The organism is Janthinobacterium sp. BCJ23, from assembly GCF_059617945.1.
Genome location: NZ_JCAQAW010000002.1, coordinates 1125485 through 1149313 on the forward strand (window position 1 = coordinate 1125485; position 23829 = coordinate 1149313).

The 23829-nt window shown below is 63.0% G+C and carries 22 protein-coding genes and 1 tRNA gene; 11 read left to right on the top strand and 12 right to left on the bottom strand.

Annotated features, from left to right (window positions below):
- Positions 1 to 181 precede the first annotated feature (181 nt).
- Positions 182 to 748, bottom strand: a complete 567-nt coding sequence (locus AC54AG_RS11080; RefSeq protein WP_034756709.1) for a YceI family protein — start codon at positions 746 to 748, stop codon at positions 182 to 184.
- Between the two features lie 455 nt (positions 749 to 1203).
- Between AC54AG_RS11080 and AC54AG_RS11085 the strand changes: the two genes are divergently transcribed.
- The 4 genes from AC54AG_RS11085 to AC54AG_RS11100 all read left to right on the top strand — a co-directional run bounded on the left by AC54AG_RS11085 (position 1204) and on the right by AC54AG_RS11100 (position 4323).
- Positions 1204 to 1662 (top strand): YbaN family protein, encoded by a 459-nt coding sequence (locus AC54AG_RS11085; RefSeq protein ID WP_080698754.1) that lies wholly within the window; start codon positions 1204 to 1206, stop codon positions 1660 to 1662.
- A 324-nt stretch (positions 1663 to 1986) separates the two neighbouring features.
- The gene (locus AC54AG_RS11090; protein WP_070305126.1) at positions 1987 to 2796 is read left to right on the top strand and encodes a methionine ABC transporter ATP-binding protein; all 810 of its coding nucleotides are present in this window, start codon (positions 1987 to 1989) and stop codon (positions 2794 to 2796) included.
- On the top strand, positions 2789 to 3463 hold the full coding sequence (locus AC54AG_RS11095; RefSeq protein ID WP_072452914.1) for a methionine ABC transporter permease: 675 nt from the start codon (positions 2789 to 2791) through the stop codon (positions 3461 to 3463). Before AC54AG_RS11090 ends, AC54AG_RS11095 begins: the two co-directional genes overlap by 8 nt.
- A gap of 32 nt (positions 3464 to 3495) precedes the next feature.
- Positions 3496 to 4323 (top strand): MetQ/NlpA family ABC transporter substrate-binding protein, encoded by an 828-nt coding sequence (locus AC54AG_RS11100; RefSeq protein WP_072452913.1) that lies wholly within the window; start codon positions 3496 to 3498, stop codon positions 4321 to 4323.
- An 89-nt stretch (positions 4324 to 4412) separates the two neighbouring features.
- Here AC54AG_RS11100 and AC54AG_RS11105 read toward each other — a convergent pair whose 3' ends face one another.
- Together AC54AG_RS11105 and AC54AG_RS11110 are read right to left on the bottom strand one after the other, a co-directional pair.
- On the bottom strand, positions 4413 to 5030 hold the full coding sequence (locus AC54AG_RS11105; protein WP_034756695.1) for an OmpW/AlkL family protein: 618 nt from the start codon (positions 5028 to 5030) through the stop codon (positions 4413 to 4415).
- A 146-nt stretch (positions 5031 to 5176) separates the two neighbouring features.
- Complete coding sequence (locus AC54AG_RS11110) at positions 5177 to 6073, bottom strand: LysR family transcriptional regulator (protein ID WP_496630331.1); 897 nt, start codon at positions 6071 to 6073, stop codon at positions 5177 to 5179.
- 247 nt (positions 6074 to 6320) lie between these two features.
- On the opposite strand from AC54AG_RS11110, the gene fur reads away from it, so the two are divergent.
- The 7 genes from fur (at position 6321) to AC54AG_RS11145 (ending at position 11027) form a co-directional block, all read left to right on the top strand.
- On the top strand, positions 6321 to 6761 hold the full coding sequence (fur, locus tag AC54AG_RS11115; protein WP_034756687.1) for a ferric iron uptake transcriptional regulator: 441 nt from the start codon (positions 6321 to 6323) through the stop codon (positions 6759 to 6761).
- 81 nt (positions 6762 to 6842) lie between these two features.
- The gene (locus AC54AG_RS11120) at positions 6843 to 7208 is read left to right on the top strand and encodes a MerR family transcriptional regulator (RefSeq protein ID WP_219327307.1); all 366 of its coding nucleotides are present in this window, start codon (positions 6843 to 6845) and stop codon (positions 7206 to 7208) included.
- Positions 7209 to 7267: 59 nt separating this feature from the next.
- Entirely contained in the window at positions 7268 to 7858 is a 591-nt protein-coding gene (locus tag AC54AG_RS11125) for an NAD(P)H-dependent oxidoreductase (RefSeq protein ID WP_496630332.1), read from the top strand.
- 172 nt (positions 7859 to 8030) lie between these two features.
- Complete coding sequence (locus AC54AG_RS11130; protein WP_496630334.1) at positions 8031 to 9239, top strand: SpoIIE family protein phosphatase; 1209 nt, start codon at positions 8031 to 8033, stop codon at positions 9237 to 9239.
- 65 nt (positions 9240 to 9304) lie between these two features.
- Positions 9305 to 9862: a SiaB family protein kinase gene (locus AC54AG_RS11135; RefSeq protein ID WP_034756676.1), complete on the top strand. Its 558-nt coding sequence runs from the start codon at positions 9305 to 9307 to the stop codon at positions 9860 to 9862.
- 22 nt (positions 9863 to 9884) lie between these two features.
- Positions 9885 to 10283, top strand: a complete 399-nt coding sequence (locus AC54AG_RS11140) for a DUF1987 domain-containing protein (protein WP_070305130.1) — start codon at positions 9885 to 9887, stop codon at positions 10281 to 10283.
- Between the two features lie 3 nt (positions 10284 to 10286).
- Positions 10287 to 11027: a GGDEF domain-containing protein gene (locus tag AC54AG_RS11145; protein ID WP_070305132.1), complete on the top strand. Its 741-nt coding sequence runs from the start codon at positions 10287 to 10289 to the stop codon at positions 11025 to 11027.
- A gap of 14 nt (positions 11028 to 11041) precedes the next feature.
- Here AC54AG_RS11145 and AC54AG_RS11150 read toward each other — a convergent pair whose 3' ends face one another.
- The 9 genes from AC54AG_RS11150 to AC54AG_RS11190 form a co-directional block, all read right to left on the bottom strand.
- The gene (locus tag AC54AG_RS11150; RefSeq protein ID WP_235194313.1) at positions 11042 to 11755 is read right to left on the bottom strand and encodes a substrate-binding periplasmic protein; all 714 of its coding nucleotides are present in this window, start codon (positions 11753 to 11755) and stop codon (positions 11042 to 11044) included.
- Between the two features lie 157 nt (positions 11756 to 11912).
- Positions 11913 to 12008: transfer RNA gene (locus tag AC54AG_RS11155), tRNA-Sec, on the bottom strand.
- Between the two features lie 12 nt (positions 12009 to 12020).
- Positions 12021 to 13976, bottom strand: coding sequence for a selenocysteine-specific translation elongation factor (gene selB / locus AC54AG_RS11160; RefSeq protein WP_496630336.1), 1956 nt, complete (start codon positions 13974 to 13976; stop codon positions 12021 to 12023).
- A complete protein-coding gene (gene selA, locus AC54AG_RS11165) occupies positions 13973 to 15382 on the bottom strand; it encodes an L-seryl-tRNA(Sec) selenium transferase (RefSeq protein ID WP_496630338.1) in 1410 nt (469 codons plus the stop codon). The genes selB and selA overlap by 4 nt, the downstream gene beginning before the upstream one ends.
- On the bottom strand, positions 15379 to 16455 hold the full coding sequence (gene fdhE, locus AC54AG_RS11170) for a formate dehydrogenase accessory protein FdhE (protein ID WP_496630340.1): 1077 nt from the start codon (positions 16453 to 16455) through the stop codon (positions 15379 to 15381). The genes selA and fdhE overlap by 4 nt, the downstream gene beginning before the upstream one ends.
- 135 nt (positions 16456 to 16590) lie before the next feature.
- Positions 16591 to 17262: a formate dehydrogenase subunit gamma gene (locus tag AC54AG_RS11175; RefSeq protein ID WP_496630342.1), complete on the bottom strand. Its 672-nt coding sequence runs from the start codon at positions 17260 to 17262 to the stop codon at positions 16591 to 16593.
- On the bottom strand, positions 17252 to 18172 hold the full coding sequence (gene fdxH / locus AC54AG_RS11180) for a formate dehydrogenase subunit beta (RefSeq protein WP_070305145.1): 921 nt from the start codon (positions 18170 to 18172) through the stop codon (positions 17252 to 17254). Before fdxH ends, AC54AG_RS11175 begins: the two co-directional genes overlap by 11 nt.
- A 13-nt stretch (positions 18173 to 18185) precedes the next feature.
- Positions 18186 to 21257 (bottom strand): formate dehydrogenase-N subunit alpha, encoded by a 3072-nt coding sequence (gene fdnG / locus AC54AG_RS11185; RefSeq protein WP_083292970.1) that lies wholly within the window; start codon positions 21255 to 21257, stop codon positions 18186 to 18188.
- A gap of 279 nt (positions 21258 to 21536) precedes the next feature.
- The gene (locus AC54AG_RS11190) at positions 21537 to 23687 is read right to left on the bottom strand and encodes a TonB-dependent receptor (RefSeq protein ID WP_496630344.1); all 2151 of its coding nucleotides are present in this window, start codon (positions 23685 to 23687) and stop codon (positions 21537 to 21539) included.
- Positions 23688 to 23829 lie beyond the last annotated feature (142 nt).

Genomic DNA, 23829 nt, shown 5'->3' on the forward strand with positions numbered 1-23829 from the left:
CCTACTGTCGAAAAAGCGGTGGATTTTGGCCCGCCGCTTCTTGCGGCACCTGCAAAACCACGTAGGTCGGATTAGCGCGCAAGCGCGTAATCCGACACAATGTTGGCGCATACCGGATTACACACGAAAAAATGGCGGCGGACCGAAGTCCGCCGCCATTTTTACGTCATGCAGCCAACGATTACTGTTTGATGGCTTCGATGGCGAAAGTCAGGGTGACATCATCGCTGACAGCTGGCGCATATTTGCCGGCGTTGAATTCCGAGCGCTTGATCTTGGCCGTGGCGTTGGCGCCGCAGGCGTCTTTTTTCAGCATCGGGTGCGGTGCGCAGGCGAACGAGGTGACGGTCAGGGTGACTGGCTTGGTCACGCCTTTCAGGGTCAGGTTGCCTTCAACGGAGGCCAGCTTGTCGCCGTCGAAATTGAACTTGGTCGATTTGTAGGTGGCGACAGGATACTTGGCCGTGTCGAGGAAGTCTTCGCCCTGGATGTGCGAGTTGAACAGGGTCGAGCCCGTGTCGACGGACTTGGTGTCGATCAGCACTTCGACGGCGCCCGTCTTGGCTGCGCGGTCCAGCGTGACCTTGCCAGTGGTGTTATTGAAACGGCTTTGCTGCGTCGAGAAGCCCATGTGGGTGTACTCGAAACGGGGGAAAGTGTGGCTGCCATCGATGACATAGACTTCTGGAGCGGCAAAAGCGGACAGCGAGAAGCCGGCGGCGGCGATAAAAGCGAGCAGTTTTTTCATAATGGATTCCTGATAGGAGTGGAGGATGTCAAAACCGCAAGCAGCTGCAGGCGGGAAACGCTGCGGCTGATTGTCTGGCTTCAGTTGCAACAGATTATGCATGGCATGAAGATCGATGTAAAACGGAAAATATACCTAGTTAGCATCGAAAAAATCGATAATAAGAGCAATGATGTCCATGACAGCGTCTTCTGCTGCCGATTATTGTCTGCATTGCCAAAAATATCCAGCGTTATCAAATTCATAGATGAGAATGATTCTTGTTATTATTCTGTGCAATGGTTATCATCACGGCCCTGGCGCGTATGCAACGGCGCCTTGATTCATCCATAATAGAGCAGAACACAGCACAGAAAAAACATGACGGCCACCCGCCAAGATACGCGCACCTTGAACGCACTTCCCACCGCCTCCCCGCCCTGCAGCCAGGGCCTGACCGCCGGCGCCCTCGCCTGATGCGCGAGCCGCACGCCCAGCCGCCACTGCGCGAAGCGCACGGCGTACGCCTGCGCCGCTGGGCCTGGACCGCCGCCGGCGCCCTGATGGTGCTGCTGGGGATCATCGGCGCCATGCTGCCCGTCATGCCGACGACGATTTTCCTCATCCTCGCCCTGGCCTGCTTCAGCCGCGCCTCGCCGCGCCTCGAGCACTGGCTGCTGCAGCATCCCCGCTTCGGTCCGCCGCTGCGCCAGTGGCGCGAACACCGCGCCGTTTCGCGGCGCGGCAAGGCCATGGCTTGCTTGGGCATGGCCATCGGCTTTGTCGCCATGTGCCTGGGCCACCCGCCGTGGTGGGTCATCGCCATGGTGGGCGCCATGGAAATCGCCGTCCTCATCTACCTGCTGCGGCGTCCCGAAGGCCCTGCCGCCAGCGGGGCAGAATCTGCCCGCGAAGAGGGCAATGGCGGGCAGTAAACCGCCCTGCCCGCATCCAAAAAACGGCAAGTGAGCCGAACTGCACATAAAAGCACTGCGATGCATCCGCAGGGCGCGGCGAACTTTTCACCAAGATGCGGTGCCTTCGCACCCCTCCACGTGATTAAATTCGGCAAGAACGCCGCTTTCCCGCTTTTTCAACCAACAAACACGCACATAGACATTATTTGCATATTCAAAGCAAGATTCTGTCGTAGGAGTAATAACACGATCGGAGGTATACTACGCAACCGACGTAACAGGCTGGGCGATTTGGCCCCTGCAAGCGCGCCTGTCATGGTCCAATAAAAAAGGAAACACTGCATGACCACACCACACCGTACGCCGGTGATTCGCATCGATGGCGCGAACAAGACCTTCGCGCTGCCCAAAGGCGAACAATTCCACGCGGTCAAATCGGTCACGCTGGAAGTCTATCCCGGTGATATTTTCGGCCTGATCGGCAAGAGCGGCGCCGGCAAATCGACCCTGCTGCGCCTGATTAACCTGCTCGAGCGCCCTGACAGCGGCACCATTACCGTGGCCGGGCGCGAACTGACACGCTTGGGCAAGAGCGACTTGCGCGACGCGCGCCAGAATATCGGCATGATTTTCCAGCAGTTCAATCTGCTGCAAAACGCCAGCGTCTTCGACAACGTCGCCTTCCCCCTGAAAATCCATGGCACGACCAAGGGCGAGCAGATCGCCGCCAGGGTCGAGGAATGCCTGGCGCTCGTCGGCCTGTCCGACAAGCTGCACAGCTATCCGGCGCAATTGTCCGGCGGGCAGAAGCAGCGCGTGGCCATCGCCCGCGCGCTGGCCAGCCACCCCGACGTGCTGCTGTGCGACGAGCCGACGTCCGCGCTGGACGCGGAAACGACGCGCGCCCTGCTCGACACCCTGCGCGACATCAATGCGCGCCTGGGCGTGACCATCGTCATCGTCAGCCATGAGCTGTCGGTGCTGGGCGCCATCTGCAACCGCGTCGCCGTCGTGGAAAAAGGCGCCATCGCCGAACAATTCGATCTGAGCGACACGGCCACCCCGCGCAAGACGGCGCTGGGACGCGAGCTCGCTTATTACGGCACCGAGGCGTTTGAAGCCACCGCATGGAAGGATGCAACACATGTTTGAAGAATCGATCAATAACATCATCAACCTGCTGCCGGAAATCTGGGTGGCGCTGGGCCAGACCATGACCATGCTGGGCATTGGCCTGACGGCCGCCATCCTGGTCGGCGGCCCGCTGGGCATCCTGCTGTTCCTCGTGTCGGAAGGCCAGTCGCTGGAAAACCGCCCGCTGTCGATGATCTTGGGCTGGCTGGTGAATACCGTGCGCAGCTTCCCCTTCATCATCCTGCTGGTCGCCCTGACGCCGTTTACGCGCATCATCGCGGGCACCTCGATCGGCCCGCTGGCAGCTGCCGTGCCGCTGTCGTTTGCCGCCATCCCCTACCTGGCGCGCCTGGTGGAACAGAACCTGCGCGAAGTGCCGCGCGGCGTGATCGAAGCGGCGCACGCCATGGGCGCGTCGGAAATGCAGATCATCTTCCGCGTACTGCTGGTCGAAGCGCGTTCCGGCCTCGTGCTGGCGCTGACCGTGCTGTCGATCAGCTTCCTGTCGTATTCGGCCGTGGCCGGCGTGGTGGGCGGCGGCGGCATCGGCGACCTGGCCATCCGCTACGGCTACTACCGCTTCGAGACGGACATCATGGTCGCCACCGTGGCCATCCTGATCGTGCTGGTGCAAACCATCCAGTTCGCCGGTACGCGCATCGCCAAGCGCCTCGACAAACGTTAATTCATATTCAGTATTTCAGTACAAGGAAAAGCATGAACCACATTCGCCGCACCCTGCTCGTCGCCGCCACCAGCCTGGCCTTCGCCACCGCCGCCCACGCCAAGGACCCGAAAGAACTCGTCATCGGCACCAGTTCCGGCCCCTACTCGGACCAGCTGAAACTGGGCATCAAGCCTATCCTGGAAAAACAGGGCTACAAGGTCAAGATCGTGGAATTCAACGACTACGTGCAGCCGAACTACGCGCTGGCCGAAGGTTCGCTCGACGCCAACGTGTTCCAGCACATCGTGTATCTGACCAAGTTCGCCACCGATAACAAGCTGCCATTGAGCCCCTTGATCACTGTGCCGACCATGCCGATCGGCCTGTACGGCGGCAAGCAGAAGTCCCTGGCCGACGTGAAGAACGGCGCCACCATCACCATGCCGAACGACCCGACCAACCAGGCGCGCGCGCTGGTCATGCTGGCCAAGATGGGCTGGATCAAGCTCAAACCGAACGTCGACCCGCTGCGCGCGTCCGAGCGCGACGTGCTGGAGAACCCGAAGAAGCTGAAACTGGTGCCGCTGGAAGCGGCGCAGCTGCCACGCTCGCTGGCGGACGCCGACTACGCTTTCGTCAACGGTAACTTCGCCCTGGCCGCCGGCATGAAGCTGACGTCGGCCCTCGCCGTGGAAAAGATCTCGGACAGCTACATCAACCTGGTGGCCATCCGCACGGCCGACAAGGCCAAGCCATGGGTCAAGGACCTGGAAGCGGCCTACCGCTCGCGCGCCTTCCTCGACGCAACGAACAAGTATTTGGCCGGCTACGAAAAAACGGACTACCAGCTGGCGCTGGAAAAAACGCTGAAAAAATAAAGCGGCACATGCCATGCAAAAAGACGGCCAGGTTCACACCTGGCCGTCTTTTTTATTGTCCGCGCCGCATGGGCGCAGCCGGTCACTGCTTAGAAGCGGTAGCCGACACCGACACCGATCAGGAGAGGATCGACCTTGACTTCGCTGGCCTTGGCGCCACCGATGAAGACGTCGCTGCGAATCTGCACTTTCTTGATGTCGAAGTTCAGGGACCAGTTTTTATCCAGTTTGTAGTCGACACCGGCTTGCAGCGAGTAGCCCCAGCTGTCGTGCTCCAGGCGGCCGGCGCCGTTCAGCAATTTCACGTCGGAGATATTCGTGTAGTTGATGCCGGCACCCACGTAAGGGCTGAACTGTTTTTCAGGCATGAAGTGGTATTGCAGCGACAGGGTCGGCGGCAAATGCTTGAAGGTACCGATATTGTTGCCATCGAGCTTGACGTCATGCTTTTGCGGGTAAGTCAGGATCAGCTCGGCAGCGATATTCGGGGTAAAGAAGTACGAAATATCGATTTCAGGAATCGTCTTGCTGCTGACCGTCAAACGGTCGGATGCGCCGACGCCACCAACAGGAGCAGATTTATCGGCCGGATCGAGGTGCACGGCGCGCGCACGGACCAGCCATGGGCCTTCCTGTGCCATTGCGTTGCTGGCGAATGCGCCGATGGCGGCCAGGACGATTGCTGCTGCAGTTGCGGACTTTTTCATTCTAGTTCCCTCTTTTTGTCGTTAAGTAACGCTGCGAAGTCTAAGATTGCAGTGCAACAAAAACTTTGATCCACATCAAATAGTGCTAGATGGCATCACTAGAGGGATTTTTTCCTTTACCCAGGTCAAGAAAATGCCGCAGCGCGTCAATTCGCCTCGGCAAACACGCTGGCGACCCAGTCGGCGAACACGCGCACGCGTGGCGACAATTGCCGGTGATGGGGATACAGCACGGACACGGGCAGCGGGTCGGGACGCAAGTCCCGCAGCACTTCCACCAGCTCGCCAGCGGCCAGCGCCGATTCAAGGTGATACCGGGGCGCCTGGATCAGGCCCATGCCCGCGCGGCAGCAGGCGTGGTACGCGTCCGCATTGTTGACGGACACCGTGCCCGGCAAGGCCACGCTGTGCCGCTGCCCATCCACCTTGAAATCGAAGGGCCAGACCTTGCCCGTTTGGGCGGAAAAGAAATTGACGGCGCGGTGGCCCGCCAGTTGCGCCAGATTTTCCGGCGTGCCGTGTGCGGCCAGGTAGGCGGGACTGGCGCAGGTAAGCTGTTCGAGCAACGCCACCCTGCGCGCCACCATCGACGAGTCGCCCAGTTCGCCCACGCGCAGCACGCAATCGACCCCTTCGCGCACCAGGTCGACGAGGCGGTCGCCCATGCCGATTTCCAGTTCGATCAAGGGATAGCGGGCGCAGAACTGGTCCAGCACGGGCATGACGAAATGCATGGCCAGGGTCGCGTGCAAGTCGATGCGCAGCTTGCCGGCCGGCTGCTGCGCCGCCGAGGAAAACACGGCTTCCGTTTCTTCCAGGTCCGCCAGCAAGCGCACGCAGCGCTGGTAATACGCTTCGCCATCGGGCGTGGGCGTGACTTGCCGCGTGGTTCGCTGCAGCAGGCGCACGCGCAGCCGCGCTTCGAGCTGCTTGATCGCATGCGTGACGGTCGCTTTCGGGTAGCCGAGGTCATGCGCCGCCTGCGTGAAACTGCGTAACTCGACGATGCGCGTAAAGATCCGCATCGCATCAAATCGGTCCATGCCGTGCTCCATTGTTACTCCCTGTTGCACAGTGTAGCGGTTCAACGCGTATTTTCCGATTCTTCATGATAACTGGCGGCACAAGTTGCCCGCCACGCAATCGCCACTTGCGCCGATGTCACTGGATTGCCGCCTGCCCGCGCAGCATACTATCCAGTTCACACGATACAAATGAGAATAGTAATGATTATCATTTGCGATATAATGAATGACCTCGCTAGGCGACTACAAAAAAGGAATGGGAGACATGGATATATTGAGGGAACTGCGTGAATCGGGCTTGAAAGTGACCATCCCCCGCTTGCGGATTCTGCAGCTGTTTCAAGAAGGCACGATCAAGCACCTGAGTGCGGACGATGTCTACAAACTCTTGCTGGCCGAAAAGATCGACGTGGGCCTGGCCACCATCTACCGCGTGCTGATGCAGTTTGCCGAAGCGGGCATCCTGTTTCGCCGCCACTTCGAATCGGGCCACGCCGTCTTCGAACTGAACGAAGGCCAGCACCACGACCACCTGGTCTGCACCGGTTGCGGCAAGGTCGATGAATTCGTCGATGAAGGCATCGAGCTGCGCCAGAACGAAATCGCCGCCGAGCGGGGCTTCGTGCTGCACGAGCACGCGCTGTCGCTGTACGGCACCTGCGCCGAGTGCACGGCGAAGAAAGTCCCGCCGCGCAAAGCGTCCTGAGGCAGCGCGCAAGCTAGCGCCTGGCAAGCCAGCTGCGCTACACTGCGTACGCCGCAGCTCGATAAAAGGACAAGGACAAGCATGTACATCGGAGAAATCGCCCGCCTGGCGGGCACCTCGCCCAAGGCCTTGCGCCACTATGAAGCGCTGGGCTTGCTGGGGGACGTGCGCCGCTCGGGCGTCTATCGCGTCTACACGCAGCAAGACCTGGCGCAAGTGAAGCTGATACGCCAGGCGCAGGTCCTGGGCTTCCGCCTGGCCGAACTGCTGCCCGTCCTGGCCGGCGACGACACGGACTGGGCCGCCCTGTCGCAGCACATCGCCGCCAAGCGCGCGCAGGTGCGGCAGGATATCGCCCGCCTGCGCCAGCTCGACGCGCAATTGGCCGACATCGACACGGAAATCGGCGACTGCCTGGCACGCCAGCGTCTGCAAGAGGCCGCTTGACTCTGCCACTAGGGGCAGGCTTTAGCATGCAAGCTCTTCTTTAACGGACAGCTTGCATCATGACCAAGACGACACCCAAGCGCATTTTGATACTCCTCGGCCACCCGTCCAGCGACAGCTTTTGCGCCGCCCTGGCCGATGCCTACGCCGCCACGGCCCGCAGCGAAGGCCACACCGTGCGCGAGCTGCGCCTGGGCCAGCTCGACTTCGATCCCATCCTGCACGAAGGCTACCGCCAGGTGCAGCCGCTGGAAGCGGACTTGCTGGCGGCGCAGGAAGCCATCAGCTGGGCCGAGCATCTGGTGTTCGCCTACCCGATCTGGTGGGGCGGCGCGCCGGCCCTGCTGAAGGGCTTTGTCGACCGCGTCTTCCTGCCCGGCTACGCCTTCAAATATCGCCCGGGCAAGGCATTCCCGGCGCAGCTGCTGCTGGGCCGCACGGCCCAGCTGCTGGTGACGATGGATACGCCGCCCTGGTATTTCCGCTGGGTCTACCGCATGCCCGGCATCCACCAGCTGCGCAAGACGACGCTGGAATTTTGCGGCATCAAGCCCGTCAAGGTGGCCAGCTTCGGTCCCATTTTGAACTCCACCGAGCCGCAGCGCGCGCGCTGGCTGGAACAGGCGCAGGCGCTGGCCCGGCGCCTGTAAGTTGCTTGCCATGCAGCCATCTTGCATACGGTTTTGACAAGCTGGTAATCAAGCCGTCATATTCAAAGGCTACCATGATGATATTGCCTGTTTGTCAGTCGCCTTGCTCTCGCGACAACAAGGGTCCGACCGTCATCTAAAGGTAGCCGCTGTGGAGTTCAACGCTTCTCGATTGCATCTTCCCCGTTATCGCACGTCCGTGGCGTCCGACCTGTGCATCGCCACGGAATCCGTGCAGGCCGACGCCAGCAATTTCGCCGTGCTGGAACTGTTCACGGAACGGCGCGACATGATGAGCCTGCCCGTCACGGAACAGCACAAGCCCATCGGCTTGATCAGCCGTAACATCTTCATGTCGCAGATGTCCAAGCCCTTTTATCACGAGGTGTACGGCAAGAAGAGCTGCATCGCCTTCATGGACAAGGAACCGCTGATCGTCGACGGCGCCATGAGCATCGAAGACCTCACCTTCCGCGCCGTGGAAGCGGGCGAGAAGGCGCTGGCCGACGGCTTCATCATCACCGAAGATGGCGCGCTGGCCGGCGTGGGCTTCGGCTTGCAGCTGATGAACGTGGTCGCCACCATGCAGGCGGAAAAGAACCGGCAGATCATGCACAGCATCGATTACGCCAGCGTGATCCAGCGCGCCCTGCTGCGCACCTCCGATGCGGAATTGCGCGCCACCCTGCCCGACGCGCACCTGGAATGGCAGCCGCGCGACGTCGTCGGCGGCGATTTCTACTTTTTCGAACGCCACGCGGGCGGCTGGTTCGCCGCCATCGCCGACTGCACGGGCCACGGCGTACCGGGTGCCTTCATGACCCTGATCGCCTCGTCGGCCCTGAGCCAGGCCCTGCGCGAACTGGGGCCGCACGATCCGGCCGCCCTGATCGGCGCCGTCAGCCGCGCCATCAAGACCTTGCTGGGCCAGGATGGCGCCAGCACCGGCCACCATGCCGGCTCGAATGACGGCATGGATTGCGCCTTCCTGTGCTACGACACGGCCAGCGCCAGCCTGCGTTTCGCGGGGGCGAAACTGGCGCTGCACGTGGTCGCGCCCGGCGAGGACAGCGTGCGCGCCATCGACGGCGCGCGCATGGGCGTGGGCTATGTCGACACGCCGGCCGGCTACTGCTGGCACAACGAGACGCTGGCCATACCCGCCGGCAGCCTGCTGTTTCTCACCACCGACGGCTTGCTCGACCAGATCGGCGGCGCGCGCGACATCGCCTACGGCAAGCGCCGCATGCGCGAGCAGCTGCTGGCGCGGCGCCACGCTCCCGCCGGCGACGTGGCGGCGGCCCTGCTGCAGGATAGCGCCGCGTGGCAGGGAGCGCAGCCGCGCCGCGACGACCTGACTTTTTTCTGTTTCCGCCTGTAGTTTTGGCGCCATCGAGCCACCTTATCAACAAGAAACCGGGACACCGGCTAGCCAGGAGCACGGACGTGCTGTACGAAGAATTCAACGAGTTTTGGGATGTGGCACGCAAGCGCAACATCATCTTTTTTTACGTGGGCTATTTCTCGCAGCACGTGGTGAACGCCATTTCCGAAACCATCAAGGCGCGCCTCGACACGGCCGGCGCGGCAGGGCCCACGCGGCGGCGCATCTTTTCCTCGTTCATCGAGATGTCGCAAAACATCATGCACTATTCCGCGGACAGCCTGACGCCCGATGCGCAGCTGGACCAGCAGATGCGACGCGGCTCGTTTTGCATCGGCACGCGCGGCGACAGCTTTTTTCTGCTGTGCGCCAACCCCGTCTCGACGGACAACGTGGCGCAGATCCGCGCCCGCCTGGAGCCGCTGCACACCATGACGATGGAGGAAATCCGCCTGGCCTATAAAAAGGCCCTGCGCGAGGAAGCGCCGGCCGACAGCAAGGGCGCGGGCCTGGGTTTTCTCACCATGGCGCGCGACGCCAGCGAGCCGCTGGAATTCGAATTCGTCCAGGATCCCCAGGAACCTGGCCACACCATCTTCTGCATCAAAGCCATCATTTGAAAGAGCCGACTCAGGAAAGCATATGCAATTACCGTCACCACTGTTCATCGCCGCGACCCCGAGTTCGCCCGAAATCGACTTCCGTTTCGAGCAGCACACCCTGTCGATCAAGGGCGAGTCGTATCCGGAAAATGCGGCCGCCTTCTATGGCCCGCTGATCGCCGCCGTGCGCGCCTATCTGGAAGGCTGCCGCGAAGCGGCCATCACCGTCAACGTCTCGCTGGCCTACTTCAACAGCTCGAGCACGAAGATGCTGTTTACCCTGTTCGACACCCTGAACCAGGCAGCCGTCGATGGCAACCAGGTACGCCTGAACTGGTACCACGACGAAGACGACGACACCATCCTGGAATTCGGCGAGGAGCTGCAGCAGGACTTCACGGCGCTGGACTTCCACGACCATCCCGTGCAGGGCAGCTAGGACATGCGCGCCGCCCTCTCCGAGTCCGGCCTGGAGCCCGACCTGTTCACCGTGGAAGCGGCGGCGCTGGCTGCCGCGCGCCGCATGCACGCCGACGCCAATGCCTCGGGCGCGGAACAGCGGCGCGTGCTCGGTGAACTGATCGTCCACTACGAGCGGCTGATGCGCGAGACGCGGCGCCTGATCGGCCGCAGCGACCGCGCCGAGCGCGACATGCATCTGCTGAACCGTCAATTGCAAACCCTGGCCGGCCAGCTAGAATACCGTGCCACGCACGACCCGCTGACGGGCGCCCTGAACCGCGGCGCCGTCATCGACCACGCGTCGCGCTGCCTGGCGCAGGGCGACATGGCGCTGATCGTGCTCGATATCGACCTGTTCAAGCAGGTCAACGACGACTTCGGCCACCCGGCCGGCGACGGCGTGATCCAGGCCGTGGTCGACTGCCTGAAGGGGCTATTGGGACAGGAAACGGCCATCGGCCGGGTCGGCGGAGAAGAGTTTTCCGTTGTCTGGCCCACCTCTTCGCGCGACGACGCGGCGCAAGTGGCGCAGCGCATCTGCGAGACGGTCGGCCGCCAGCGCCATGCGGCCCCCATCACGCGCGCCATCACCGTCAGCGTGGGCCTGAGCTGGAACCGCGCCGGCACGCCGTTCGAGACGGCCTACAGCCATGCGGACCAGGCCTTGTACCAGGCCAAGCGCGAAGGACGCAACTGCGTGCGCCAGTGGCTGGAGAGCTGAATCAGTGCACTGAATTAGCGCAGCTGTTCGCGCGCCATGCTGCCGTCGCGGCGCATGGCGGCCGCCGCGCGCTGCATGGCCGCCACCTGCGCCTCGGGCAATTGCTTGTTGCAGGCGAGGTAAGTCTGCACGCGGTTGAAGGTCAGCAGCGGCACCACCTTGCCCTCCCACTCCTTGCCGACGAAAGGCTTGCTGCCCACCGCCATGCCGACGGCCCACAGGTCGATACGCCCCAGCAGCAGCTTTTGCGGATTGAGCCACTCCTGCGTCACGGGCGCCACGTTCATGCCGCGCTGGCGCAGGTAATCGTCGCGCGCGTCGCCGAGCACCGTGCCGATCACCAGGCCGCGCGCATCGGCCAGCGTGCGCAAGGTGAGGTGCCGCTCGGCCAGGCCATACAGTATCCATTCCGCTTCGTTGAGGGGGCCGATCCAGCGAAATTGCGCTTCGCGTTCCTGCGTGCGGCTGGTGGAAAAGATGCAGGTGTCGGCTTCGCGCAACGCCTGCGCATACGCGCGCTTCCACGGCAGCAATTCGATGCTGTAGGCGATACCGGCGCGCGCCATGATGCCGCGCACCTTGAGCGTTTCACGCCCCACGACGACATTGCCTTCCATCATGCTCGATGGCGGCAAATGCTCGCCGACGATGCGCAGGCCGGCCGCGGCGGCCAGCGCCGGCATCAGCAGCGCCGCTGCCAGCAGCCGTGCCATGCTTGCTTGTTTCATGCTTGCTTTCTTCTGCTACAGGGGATTCAAGCCGATGTTACCATCGGCCCGCAGCGGCATCGCCGCATATGGGCAATTCAATCAACTATTTTCGGCAGCGTGGCAACAAGCCAACGCCAGCAGAACGCCATGCGGGAGGGGATGGGAAGAAAGTAACTGGCGGAAAACAGTAGGAGTCGAACCTACGGGAGAACGTCTGACGCCCTCCACCGGGTTTGAAGCCCGGCCACATCACCGGATGAGTGTGCTTTCCGCGGTGCCTGAGCTAGCTGTTGGGCGAGGCTGCCGTATAGGACCACAGCGCTTGCGGGCGCAATAGATGCCCATTGCCAACACGGCGAGTATAACCGACGCGGTCAAAGAATTCCAAGACCTGGATCGCCCGCTTGCGGCCCAGGCCGCTGGCGTCGCGGAAGGTGGCCGCGCCCACGGCGCCGGCACCGGGCGACAGGCTCTCGTCGGTCTCCGCTTTTTCGGTCAGGGTGCGTACCAGTTGCGCCAGCTCGGCCAACGCCGCCTGGTGATAGAACAGGTCGTGCACGACCTGGCTGATCTGGCCTGCCTTGGCAAGTTTGCGCAACAGCCTGCGCGTCTCGTCCTCGGCCAGGCCAAAGCTGCGCGCCAGGTCGCGCGTCCATGGCGGATCGGCTCGCCCCTGCTCCAGCGCGGCCAGCAAGGGTTCGGCCACCGATTGCTCCTGCGGCGTCAATTCCACGCTGTGCGTCGGCAAGTGCAGGCTGGCGCCGCGCGCGAGGATCTCGCCGCGCGCCAGCAAGCCTTCGACCAGATGGCTCCACAAGGCGTCTTCCATCTCCGCGTCGACGATGCGTTTCAGCCGCCACAATTCCGGCCCCGCCTCGTCGGGCGCGCGCGCGTGGAAGTTTTCCAGTGCGGCCAGCACCCGCTCCTGCAGCACCAGCAACGCCGGCGGCGCCACCAGCAAGGCGTCGCCGCCGCGCAGGGCGATACGCCGCGTGTCGGGCGGCAGCGCCAGAGCCCCCGCCGGCAGCAGGGACAGGCGCACCAGCAGCGACTCGCGCAGACCCAACGGGCTTTGCGCCAGCAGGGCCGCATAGTCGCCGTGCGCGATGAAGGCGGCCAGGGCATCGAGCCATGCCAGCCTGGCCGGGCTGCGCCGCTTGCGCGCGGGGCCGAACGGGTCGAGCACCATGCCACCGCCCACCGTCTGCGTGGCTTGCGCGTTGCGCATGACGAAGCGGTCGCCCGGCACGCCGTGCATGGGCGACTCGAACACCAGCTGTACTCTTCCCGTCTGCCCCGGCGACAGGGTCTCGCCATCGAGCATCACGGCGCGCGCCAGCTGGTGCGCCGCGCCCAAGTGCACGTGCAGCGGCGACCAGGCTTTCAGCTGCACGCCCGCGTCGGGCAAGAGCGTCAGTTCCACGTCGAGGCGCTCGGAGCACTGCGCCAGTTCAGGCGCGACGATCCAGTTGCCCCGCTCGATGCGCTCGCGGTCAATGCCGGCCAGGTTCAGCGCCAGGCGCTGGCCCGCCATGCCCGTCTCGGCCGCGCGGTTCTGCGCATGAATGCTGCGCACGCGCGCCGGCGCGCCGCCGGGCGCCAGCTGCAGCATGTCGCCCACCTGGGCGCGTCCCGCCAGCGCCGTGCCCGTAACGATGGTGCCCTGCCCCGACAAGGTGAACACGCGGTCCACGCCCAGGCGGAACAAGCGCCGCTCGTCGCGCTGCGGCAAGCTGCGCGCCACTTGCGTCAGATGCGCCAGCAAGGCGGCCACGCCGGGATCGGTATCACGATGGGCGGCCGTGAGGAAGATGGGGCTGCCCGCCAGCGGCGTGCCGGCCAGCAGCGCTTCGATGTCAAGCTCCACCTGCGCCACGCGGGCGCTGTCGGCGCGGTCGATCTTGGTCAGCGCCACGGCGCCACGCGTCACACCGAGCAGCTGCAAGATGGCCAGGTGCTCGTGCGTCTGCGGCATGATGCCGTCGTCGGCCGCCACCACGAGCAGGGCGAAGTCGATGCCCGTCACGCCGGAAGCCATGGTGCGGATGAATTTTTCGTGGCCCGGCACGTCGATCACGCCCAGCACCGTGCCGTCCGCCAGCGGCAGGTAGGCGTAGCCCAGTTCAATCGAAATGCCGCGCGCCTGCTCTTCCTTCAGGCGGTCCGTGTGCACGCCCGTCAGCGCGCGCGTGAGGGTGGTCTTGCCATGGTCGATATGGCCTGCGGTGCCGACGATCATGCGGACAACTCGGCGAGTTGCGCGGTGAAGGCCGTCTCGTGCGCCGCTTCCAGGCAGCGCAGGTCCAGCCACAGAGTGTCCTGGCCGATGCGCCCGATCACGGGGCAGGGCAAGGCGCGCAAACGCTGTTCCAGCACGCCCAGGGGATTGCTCAGGCGCGAACCGGGCGCGCTGCGGATGCACAAGCCAAAGCTGGGCAGCTGGTCGACGGGCAAGGCGCCGCTGCCGATCTGGCTTTTCATGGCTTCGGCGGTGACCACATAGTCGGCACCGAGTACGCCTTGCAGCAGCGGCAGCACGGTTTCCGCCTGCGCGCGCATGGCGGCGGCGGGACGCGTCAGCAAACGCAAGGTGGTCAGCCGTTCGGCCAGCAAGTCCGGCGCGCGGTACAGCTGCAGCACGGGGGCCAGTGCGGCCAGGGTCAGCTTGCCGACCCGCAGTGCCCTTTTCAATGGGTTGCGCTTGATCTTCGCGATCAAGTCTGCCCGCCCGACGATGACGCCGCACTGCGGGCCGCCCAGCAATTTGTCGCCGCTGAAGGTCACCAGGTCGGCGCCCGCTGCTATCGTTTCGCGCACCGTCGTTTCATGCGGCAAGCCATACTGCGCCAGGTCAACCAGGGTGCCGCTGCCCAGGTCCACGGCCGTCGGCACGCCGTGTTTTACGGCCAGCGGCACGAGTTCATCGAGCTCCACGCTTTTCGTGAAACCTGTAATCGCGTAATTGCTGCAATGGACCTTCATCAGCAAGGCCGTGTTCTCGTTCACGCCATGCGCGTAATCGGCCAGGTGCGTGCGATTGGTGCTGCCCACTTCGCGCAGCACGGCGCCCGCGCGCGTCATGACGTCGGGGATGCGGAAGGCGCCGCCGATTTCCACCAGCTCGCCGCGCGAGACGACGACCTCCTTGTTCTGCGCCAGGGTATTGAGCATCAGCAGCACGGCGGCCGCGTTGTTGTTGACGATGGTGGCCGCTTCGGCGCCCGTCAGTTCGCGCAGCAATTCCTCGACCAGGTCGTCGCGGTCGCCGCGCTTGCCCGTCTCCAGGTCGAATTCCAGGTTCATCGGCCACTGCAACGCTTCCACCACGGCTTGCACGGCCGTATCGGGCAGCAGTGCGCGGCCCAGGTTCGTGTGCAGCACGGTGCCCGTCAGGTTGAAGACGGCGCGCAGCTGCGGGCGCGCTTGCGCTAGCAGCCGCTCATCCATTTGCGCGGCGATGGCGGCAATCGATGCGCCCTCTTCGCACACTGCGCCCGCCAGCATGGCCGTGCGCAGTTCGGCCAGCACGGCGCGCGCGCAGGCCAGGGTCTGCACGCGGCCATAGCGCGCGATCAGGTCCAGGCAAGCCGCGTCGCCCAGGATGCGGTCGACCGACGGCAGGCGCACGGTTTGCCCCGTCGTCATGACGGCTGATCCGAGCTTTTACCCAGCCACAGCAGCGGATTGCCGCTGGCGCGCTGGTAGCCCGCTTCGCCCACCAGCAGGTCGAGCATCAGGCTGGCCAGGTCGTCGGCCAGCGGCTCGACGTTGTAATCGTGTTCCTGGTTGAAGACCTTGCGGTAGGTGTGGCAGTCGTCGCAGGTTTCCGCGCGCGCCACCTTCTTCGGGTCGTTCGCCTTGTTGGGCAGCTTGTCGTCCTTGGCCGTCACGGGGTCGAACGGCTTTGCATCGGCCGCGTCCAGGCCCTGGTAGGCGATCTTGCCATTCTGTTCGCACGTCGAGCACTTGACGCGCACCATATGCCATTCGCTTTCGCAAATGCCGCAGTGCAGATAACGGTAGCCCTGCGACTGGCCGCCGATGCGGATCACGCTGGCGACCGGGTGCGAACCGCAGACGGGGCACAAAGTGCCCGTTTCCAGATCCGGCACGCGCGCAGCGCGCAATTCGCTGGCCGACACCGACCACAGGATTTGCAGGGCGGCCGCGACGAACGGCGCATGCATGGGATTGAGGTTGTCGCCATTTTCATCGAGCACGGCATCGGCGCAGGCGTCCAGCGCTGGCGCATCGAGCGCGCGCAGCTGGGCCAGCACCTGCGTCAGGCCGCCGGACAAGGCTGGCTGGCTTGCCGCCGTGGCGGCCAGTTCATCGAGCAGGCTGGCGAAAATGTCGCGCCAGACGGGTGGGCGGGCGCCGCTGACGGGCAGCACCGGCATGCGGTGCTGGATGGCGCGGCGCAGCGCGTCGGGGTCGGCGGCAGGCACGGCGCCGGGCGCCAGTTTTCCCACCACGGCCGCTTGCGCATCGGCCAGCGCGGCCATCAGCACCAGGTAGCCCTGCATGCCCGCGTCGACGGGGATGCCCTTGATGTTACCTTGCGCCAGTTCGCGCAGGCGCAAGGCGCGCGCCGTAAACAGGCTGCCAGGCTGCGGCAGCAGCAGGCGCGGAATCGCGTTGTGGTCCAGGCCTTCGATTTCGCCTGGCTGAAGAATGCGTTGTACCAATGGAGTTTTCCCATCAAAAAAGCACAGCATGGCCAGCGGAGTTGGCTGTGCTGTAAAAAGTATTTTAATCGATACAGTCATCGCAAGCCTCAAAGTAAAACAGGGGTCAGACCCGACGGGTCTGACCCCAGCTTTTGCACTTGCGGCAAAACGTACCCTAACTGCCTACTTTCTCGTATTGCGGATCACCGACTCAAACCACTTCGGATGGTGCTTGCGCGCCCAGCCGTAGGTGACGGTGCCGCGCACCATGGCGCCGATCGAGCCCTTGACCCACAGGGCCGCGTAGATGTGCACGATGATGGCGCAGATGATGGCGAAGGCGCAACCGGCATGCAGCAAGGCGGCAAAGCGCACCACGTCGATCGGGAAATAGAACGCGAAATACGCGCGCCAGATCACGATGCCCGACAACAGCAAGCCGACCATGCTGGCCAGCAGCACGAAGAACAGGATCTTCTGGCCGGCATTGTATTTGCCGATCTTCGGAAGCTTTTCTTCGCGGTTATTGAGCACGTCGTCCATCTGTTTCAGCCACTGCTTGTCGCCGTCCTCGAACTTGTTGTGGTGCCAGAAGCGCACCACGAGGATCGCGAACGAGACGAACATCACCAGGCCGGCAAACGGATGCAGGATGCGCGTCCATTGCCCGCCGCCGAACAGATTCGCCAGCCACGCCATCGACGGATGGAACATGGCCAGCCCGGACAGGGCCAGCATGACGAAGGTGATGGCGGTCACCCAGTGATTCGTGCGCTCGTTCGGGTTGTAGCGTTCGATCAAGGGATTGCCATCCTTGTCGCGCAGCTTGCCATCGTGAAGTTCACTATGCTTCATGCTGTTCCTCCCGGATGCGCCTGGCCTCTTCCAGCGCTTCGTGCTCTTCGTCCTTGCTCACTTCGTTCGGACCGACACGCGTGTAATGGAACAGGCCTGCCAGGGCCGTGGCGGCCATACCGGCCACCGCCAGCGGCTTGGACCAGCCCTTCCAGAAGCCCACCATCGGGCTGATGCGCGGGCGTTCCGGCAAGTTCGAATACAGCTTCGGCTTGTCGGCATGGTGCAGCACGTACATCACGTGCGTGCCGCCCACGCCCAGCGGATCGTACAGGCCCGCGTTTTCGAAACCGCGCGACTTCAGGTCGACGATGCGTTCTTCCGCATGCACCTTCATGTCTTCCTTGGTGCCGAACACGATGGCGCCCGTCGGACATGTTTTCACGCAGGCCGGTTCCTGGCCCACGGCCACGCGGTCCGAGCACAAGGTGCACTTGTAGGCGCGGTCGTCCTTCTTCGAAATGCGGGGCACGTCGAAAGGACAGCCGGCCACGCAGTAGCCGCAGCCGATGCAGTTTTCCTGGTGGAAGTCCACGATGCCGTTCGTGTACTGCACGATGGCGCCCGGCGCCGGACAGGCCTTCAGGCAGCCCGGGTCCTCGCAGTGCATGCAGCCGTCCTTGCGGATCAGCCACTCGAGGTTGCCGTCATTGTTTTCGTGTTCGGCAAAACGCATCACCGTCCACGATTGCGGCGTCAGGTCCGTCGGATTGTCATAGGTGCCATGGTTTTCGCCGACTTCGTCACGCAAGTCGTTCCATTCCATGCACGCCGTCTGGCAAGCCTTGCAGCCGATGCATTTCGACACATCGATCAGCTTGGCCACGGTGCCCGTCACCGGGCTGCGCGCTTGCGGCGGGGTCACCGTGGTAGCCGACAGGCGCCGGATATCTAAGGATTGCAGTGCCATTATTGAGCTCCCATCATGCTTTTTCCACCTTCACGAGGAAGGACTTGAATTCCGGCGTTTGCGAATTCGCATCCCCCACGCCCGGCGTCAGGGTATTGATCAGATACCCCGGCTTGGCCACGCCCGTAAAGCCCCAGTGCAGCGGCAGGCCCACGGTATGCACCGGCTTGCCCTCGATCATCAAAGCCTTGATGCGCTTGGTGACGACGGCCTTGGCGATGATGTGGCCCCGTTTGGAACTGACGCGCACTTCACCGCCGGCAACGACACCGATGCTTTTCGCCAGCTCTTCGCCGATTTCAACGAATTGCTGCGGCTGGATGATGGCATTCAGGCGTGCATGCTTGGTCCAATAATGGAAATGCTCGGTCAGGCGGTAGCTGGTGGCCACATGCGGATATTCCTCATGCGTGCCGAACATTTTCCGGTCATCGGCGAACACGCGCGCGGCCGGATTGCTGGTCGCTTGCGGGTTTTTCGGATGCATGGGGTTGTAGCCGAGCGGATTTTCGAACGGCTCGTAATGCTCGGGGAACGGACCTTCGGCCATGGCGCCACGCGCAAAGAAGCGCGCCACGCCCTCGCCCAGCATGATGAACGGGCCCATGCCGTTTTCCGGCGGTTCATCGACCTTGAAGTCGGGAATATCGGCCCCGCTCCAGTTCGTGCCATTCCACTCGATCAGCTTGCGGGTCGGGTCGAAAGGCTTGCCCTTCAAGTCGCACGAAGCGCGGTTGTACAGCACGCGGCGGTTCGCCGGCCATGCCCAGGCCCAGCCCAAGGTCTGGCCGATGCCGGTCGGGTCGCTATTGTCGCGCCGTCCCATCTGGTTGCCCGCCTGCGTCCAGCTGCCGGCGAAGATCCAGCAACCGCTGGTGGTCGTGCCATCGTCGCGCAATTGCGCAAACGAGGCCAGCTGCTCGCCCTTCTTCACCAGCAGCTTGGTCGGATCCTTGGGATCGTACAGGTCGGCCAGCGCCTTGCCGTTGAATTCGCGGGCGATTTCTTCGGGCTGCGGGTTATGCGGCTGCGCATAATTCCACGTCAGGTTGACGATAGGATCGGGGAACTTGCCGCCCTCTTTCTGGTACATGCTGCGCATGCGCAGGAACAGGCCCGACATGATCTCGAGGTCGCTGCGCGCCTGGCCCGGCGGTTCAGCCGCCTGCCAGTGCCACTGCAAGACACGCGAAGAACTCACGAGCGAACCGCGTTCTTCGGCGAAGCAGCTGGTCGGCAGGCGGAACACTTCCGTCATGATCTTGGTCGGATCGACTTCGTGGTACTGCCCGTGCGCCTTCCAGAATTCGCCCGTTTCCACGGCCAGCGGATCCATGATGACGAGGAACTTCAGCTTCGACAGCGCTTCCGTGACCTTCTGCTTGTTCGGCGCGGACGCCAGCACGTTGAAGCCCTGGCAGATATAGCCCGTCATCTTGCCTTGATGCATGTTCTCGATCGCTTGCATCAAGTCATACGGCTTGTCGAGCTTTGGCAGGTAGTCGAAGGCGTAGTTATTGTCCGCCGTGGCAAAGTCGCCCCACCACGTCTTCATGAAGCTGACGTGGAATTTGCGGTAATTGCTCCAGTAGCTGAGCTGGTTAGGCCGCAGCGGCTTGGTGGCGCGCGCGGCGATATAGCCATCGAAATCCTGCTCGGACTCGTTCGGCAAGGTCATGTAACCCGGCAACAGGTTCGACATCAGGCCCAGATCGGTCAAGCCCTGGATATTCGAGTGGCCGCGCAAGGCGTTCATGCCGCCGCCGGCGATGCCCATATTGCCCAGCAACAGCTGCACCATGGCGCCCGTGCGGATGGTTTGCGCACCGGTCGAGTGGTGCGTCCAGCCCAGCGCGTACAGGATGGTACCGGCGCGTCCCGGCACGGCGGTCGAAGCCAGGGCTTCCGCCACCTTGTGGAACTTGTCGGCCGACACGCCGCACGTACGTTCGACCATCTCGGTCGTGTAGCGTGCGTAGTGCTTCTTCATCATCTGGTAGACGCAGCGCGGGTGTTCCAGGGTCGGGTCGACCTTGGCATAGCCGTCTTCGCCGATCTCGTAATCCCAGGTGGCCTTGTCGGTGTACTTGCCTTTTTCCTTGTCGAAACCCGAGAACAGGCCGTCCTCGAACGCATAGTCTTCGCGCACGATGAAGGGCATGTCCGTGTAGTTGCGCACGTACTCATGCTGGATCTTGTCGTTCGTCAGCAGATAATTGATGATCGCGCCGAGGAAGACGATGTCCGTGCCGGTACGCGTGGCGCAGTAGTAATCTGCCACGGATGCGGTACGGGTAAAACGCGGATCGACAACGATCAGCTTGGCCTTGTTATGCGCCTTCGCTTCCGTTACCCATTTGAATCCGCAAGGATGTGCTTCTGCTGCATTGCCGCCCATGACCAGGATCACGTCGGCATTCTTGATATCGACCCAATGATTCGTCATCGCGCCACGGCCAAACGTCGGGGCAAGACCTGCCACCGTCGGTCCGTGTCATACACGCGCCTGATTATCAAAGGTCAGCATCCCCATGCTGCGCACTGTCTTGTGGGTCAAATACCCGACCTCATTGCTGCCGGCGGACGCGGCAAGCATGCCGGTGGAGAGCCAGCGGTTGACGGTCTTGCCGTCGGCATTCTTTTCGATCAGATTGGCGTCGCGGTCATCCTTCATCAGGCGCGCGATCTTGTCGAGCGCCACATCCCAGGAGATCGGTTGCCATTCCGTGCCGCCCGGTGCGCGGTATTCGGGCACTTTCAGGCGGTTCGGGCTGTGGATGAAGTCGACCAGGCTGGCGCCTTTCGGGCACAGGGTGCCGCGGTTCACCGGGTGATCGGCATCGCCTTCCACGTGGATGATGCTGGAGACGGCATTTTTCGCGCCGTCGCCCAGTCCATACAGCAGGACGCCGCATCCTACCGAACAGTAGGGACAGGTATTGCGTGTCTCGGTCGTGCGAGACAGCTTGTATTGCCGCACTTCCGCCATCGCCTGGCCCGGTGCGAAACCGAGCAGGGCGAGGCTGGAACCAGCAATGGTCGCGCCAGTTACCCGAAGGAACTGGCGCCTGGACATCTGAACCATATTCAGGCCTCTATGATGTGAGTAAATAAAAGTCATACGGCGCCGTAGTCGTGTCATATCACCAAGATATAAGCACCATGCCTGTGCCGTATGACATCATTTTACCCCTCAATCCCGATCAAGGCTCAGTTCGCCGGAGAAGGTTTCCTTTAGTCAACGTTAATTTGGCGATACCGAACGTTCCCTCTAAACAATGCCAGCCTGCCCCGCGCGCTTGCACATCGCTACTCACCCATGCAAAAAACCCGCTCGCAAGCGGGTTTTCGGGGGCAGAAAAAGTTACAGGCTATAGCGCAAGGTCAGCGCCACATTGCGCGGCGCGCCCGGCAAGCTCAGGTTCGGGCTGGAACCGTGACCCGACACGATGTAGCGCGTGTCGCCGATATTGTTGACGTTCAGCTGCACTTCATAGCGGCCCGTGCGGTACGCGGCCATGACGTCGGCCGTCACGTAGCCTGGCAGCACCACCGTGTTGCCCTGATTGGCGAAGCGGCTGCCGACGGCATTCGCGCCACCGCCCACCGTGAAGCCGTGGCCCAGGTCTTTCGTCACCCACAAGTTGGCCATGTTGCGCGCCGTCAAAGTAGCGCGCTTGCCCTTGATGGCGACGGCGCTCGGCGTCGTCGTGCCCGGCGCATTCACGCTGCGGTCGACGGCGATGGAGTCGGTGATGGTGGCGTCCAGGTAGGCGTAGCCGGCCATCATTTTCCAGCCATCGTGCAAGTCCGCGTTGAAGGTCAGCTCCAGGCCATCCGTGCGCTGCGTGCCGACCGGCACGATGCGGTTCGTGATCGGGTCGCTGGTCTTGATATTGTCGCGTTCCAGGCGGAACAGCGACACGGTGGCGTTGGCGCGGCCGCCCCACAGGTCGTACTTGGCGCCCACTTCCGTGTTGCGCGTGGTTTCCGGCGCCAGGTCGGCATTATTCGCGGCCAGGGCGAAATTCTCGCCGCTAGGCTGGAACGAGCGGCTCCACGACGCGTAGTACGACTGCGTCGCGCCCGGTTGCCAGACGAGGCCGGCGCGGGGGCTGTAAGCCGAATCCGTGCGCGACAGATTGGCCGTCGTCACACCAAGCGCATTGGCCAGGCGCGACTGCTGCTTGTAGCGGTCGTAGCGCAGGCCGGCCAGCGCCTTCCACTCGTCGCTGATGCTGATGGCGTCCTGCACGTAGGCGGCGGCCGTGTCATAGGTACCGAAGGTATCGCTGCGCGCGCCCAGCTTGCTGCGGTTGACCTGCGGCAGGACGGGATGGAAGATCGACACATTCGTCGCCACGACGGTCGACGCCCAGCTCGACGCATCCTTGTTTTGCTTGCCGAACTCGGCGCCGTACAGCACTTCATGGCGCAAGGTGCCCGTGACCAGCTTTTGCGTCAGTTCCGTCTGGTTGAACCAGCCGCTCTCGTCGCGGTTCAGCTTGGCGTGACCGAGGCTCATCGTGCCCTTGACTTCGTTGACGTTGCCGGAAATATTCGTGTTATTGCGATCCAGGTGGTAATCGTAGTAGCGGAAGGCATTGCGCAGCGACAAGCTATCGCTGAACTTGTGCGTCAGGGTGGCGGCCGTGGACACGACGCGCGACTGGCTGAAGTCCGCATCGCGGGCATTCGCGGCGCCAAAATAGGTGCGCGCATCGACGGCGACGGGACGGCCCTGGTAGGACGGGATGCCGAAGTCCGTCAGGCGGCGGTCTTCCAGGTAATCGCCCTGCAGCAGCAATTTGGTGGCGCCGGAGAGGCGGATGGCGACGGAAGGCGACAGCGCCGTGCGGTTGATGAATTGCTGGTCGCGGTAGCTGTCCGACAATTCGCGCGCGCCAGTGAAGCGCCAGTCCACCGTCTCGCCGACACGGCCCACGTCGACTTCGCCGCGGCGCCCTGCCGTGTTGGTCAGGCTCACGGCCACGTCCGTGATATCGATACCTGGCTTCTTGGTGATGCGGTTCACCAGGCCACCCGAGGAACCGCGGCCGTACAGCACGGCGGCCGGTCCCTTGATCACTTCCAGGCGCTCCACATTCGACAGGTCGCGGAAATACAAGGCGTCATCGCGGAAGCCGTCGACGAACTGGTCGCCGATGGCCGTGAAGCCGCGGATGAATATCTGGTCGCGCTGGCCGTCGCCCGTGGACAAGCCCACGCCGGGGATGTTCTTCATGATGTCCTGGATCGACATGGCGTTCTGGTCGCGGATGACGGCGGCCGGCACCACGTTGATCGTCTGCGGCACGTCGCGCAGGGCCATTTCCGTCTTGGTGCCGCTGGCGGAGGTGGCGGCGACATAGCCATCCTTGTCCTTCGATGCCGTCACGGTGACGGCGGGCAAACTTTCCTGCGCCCAAGCCGCCAATGGCGTGGCTCCCAAGGTCAAGGCGCCCAGTACGGCGATGGTGATCGGTTTGAATCCTGGCTTGCGACGTTGCTGCATACAATTCCCTGGTCGATGTTTTAATACGAATGATTATCATTAGTATTTTATCAGGCAAGCCTGCGTAAAGTAAGCACTTCTGTAAGTGATAGTACTTATGGACTAGGTACTTGATGTAAAAACACAACAGGAAATCAATATC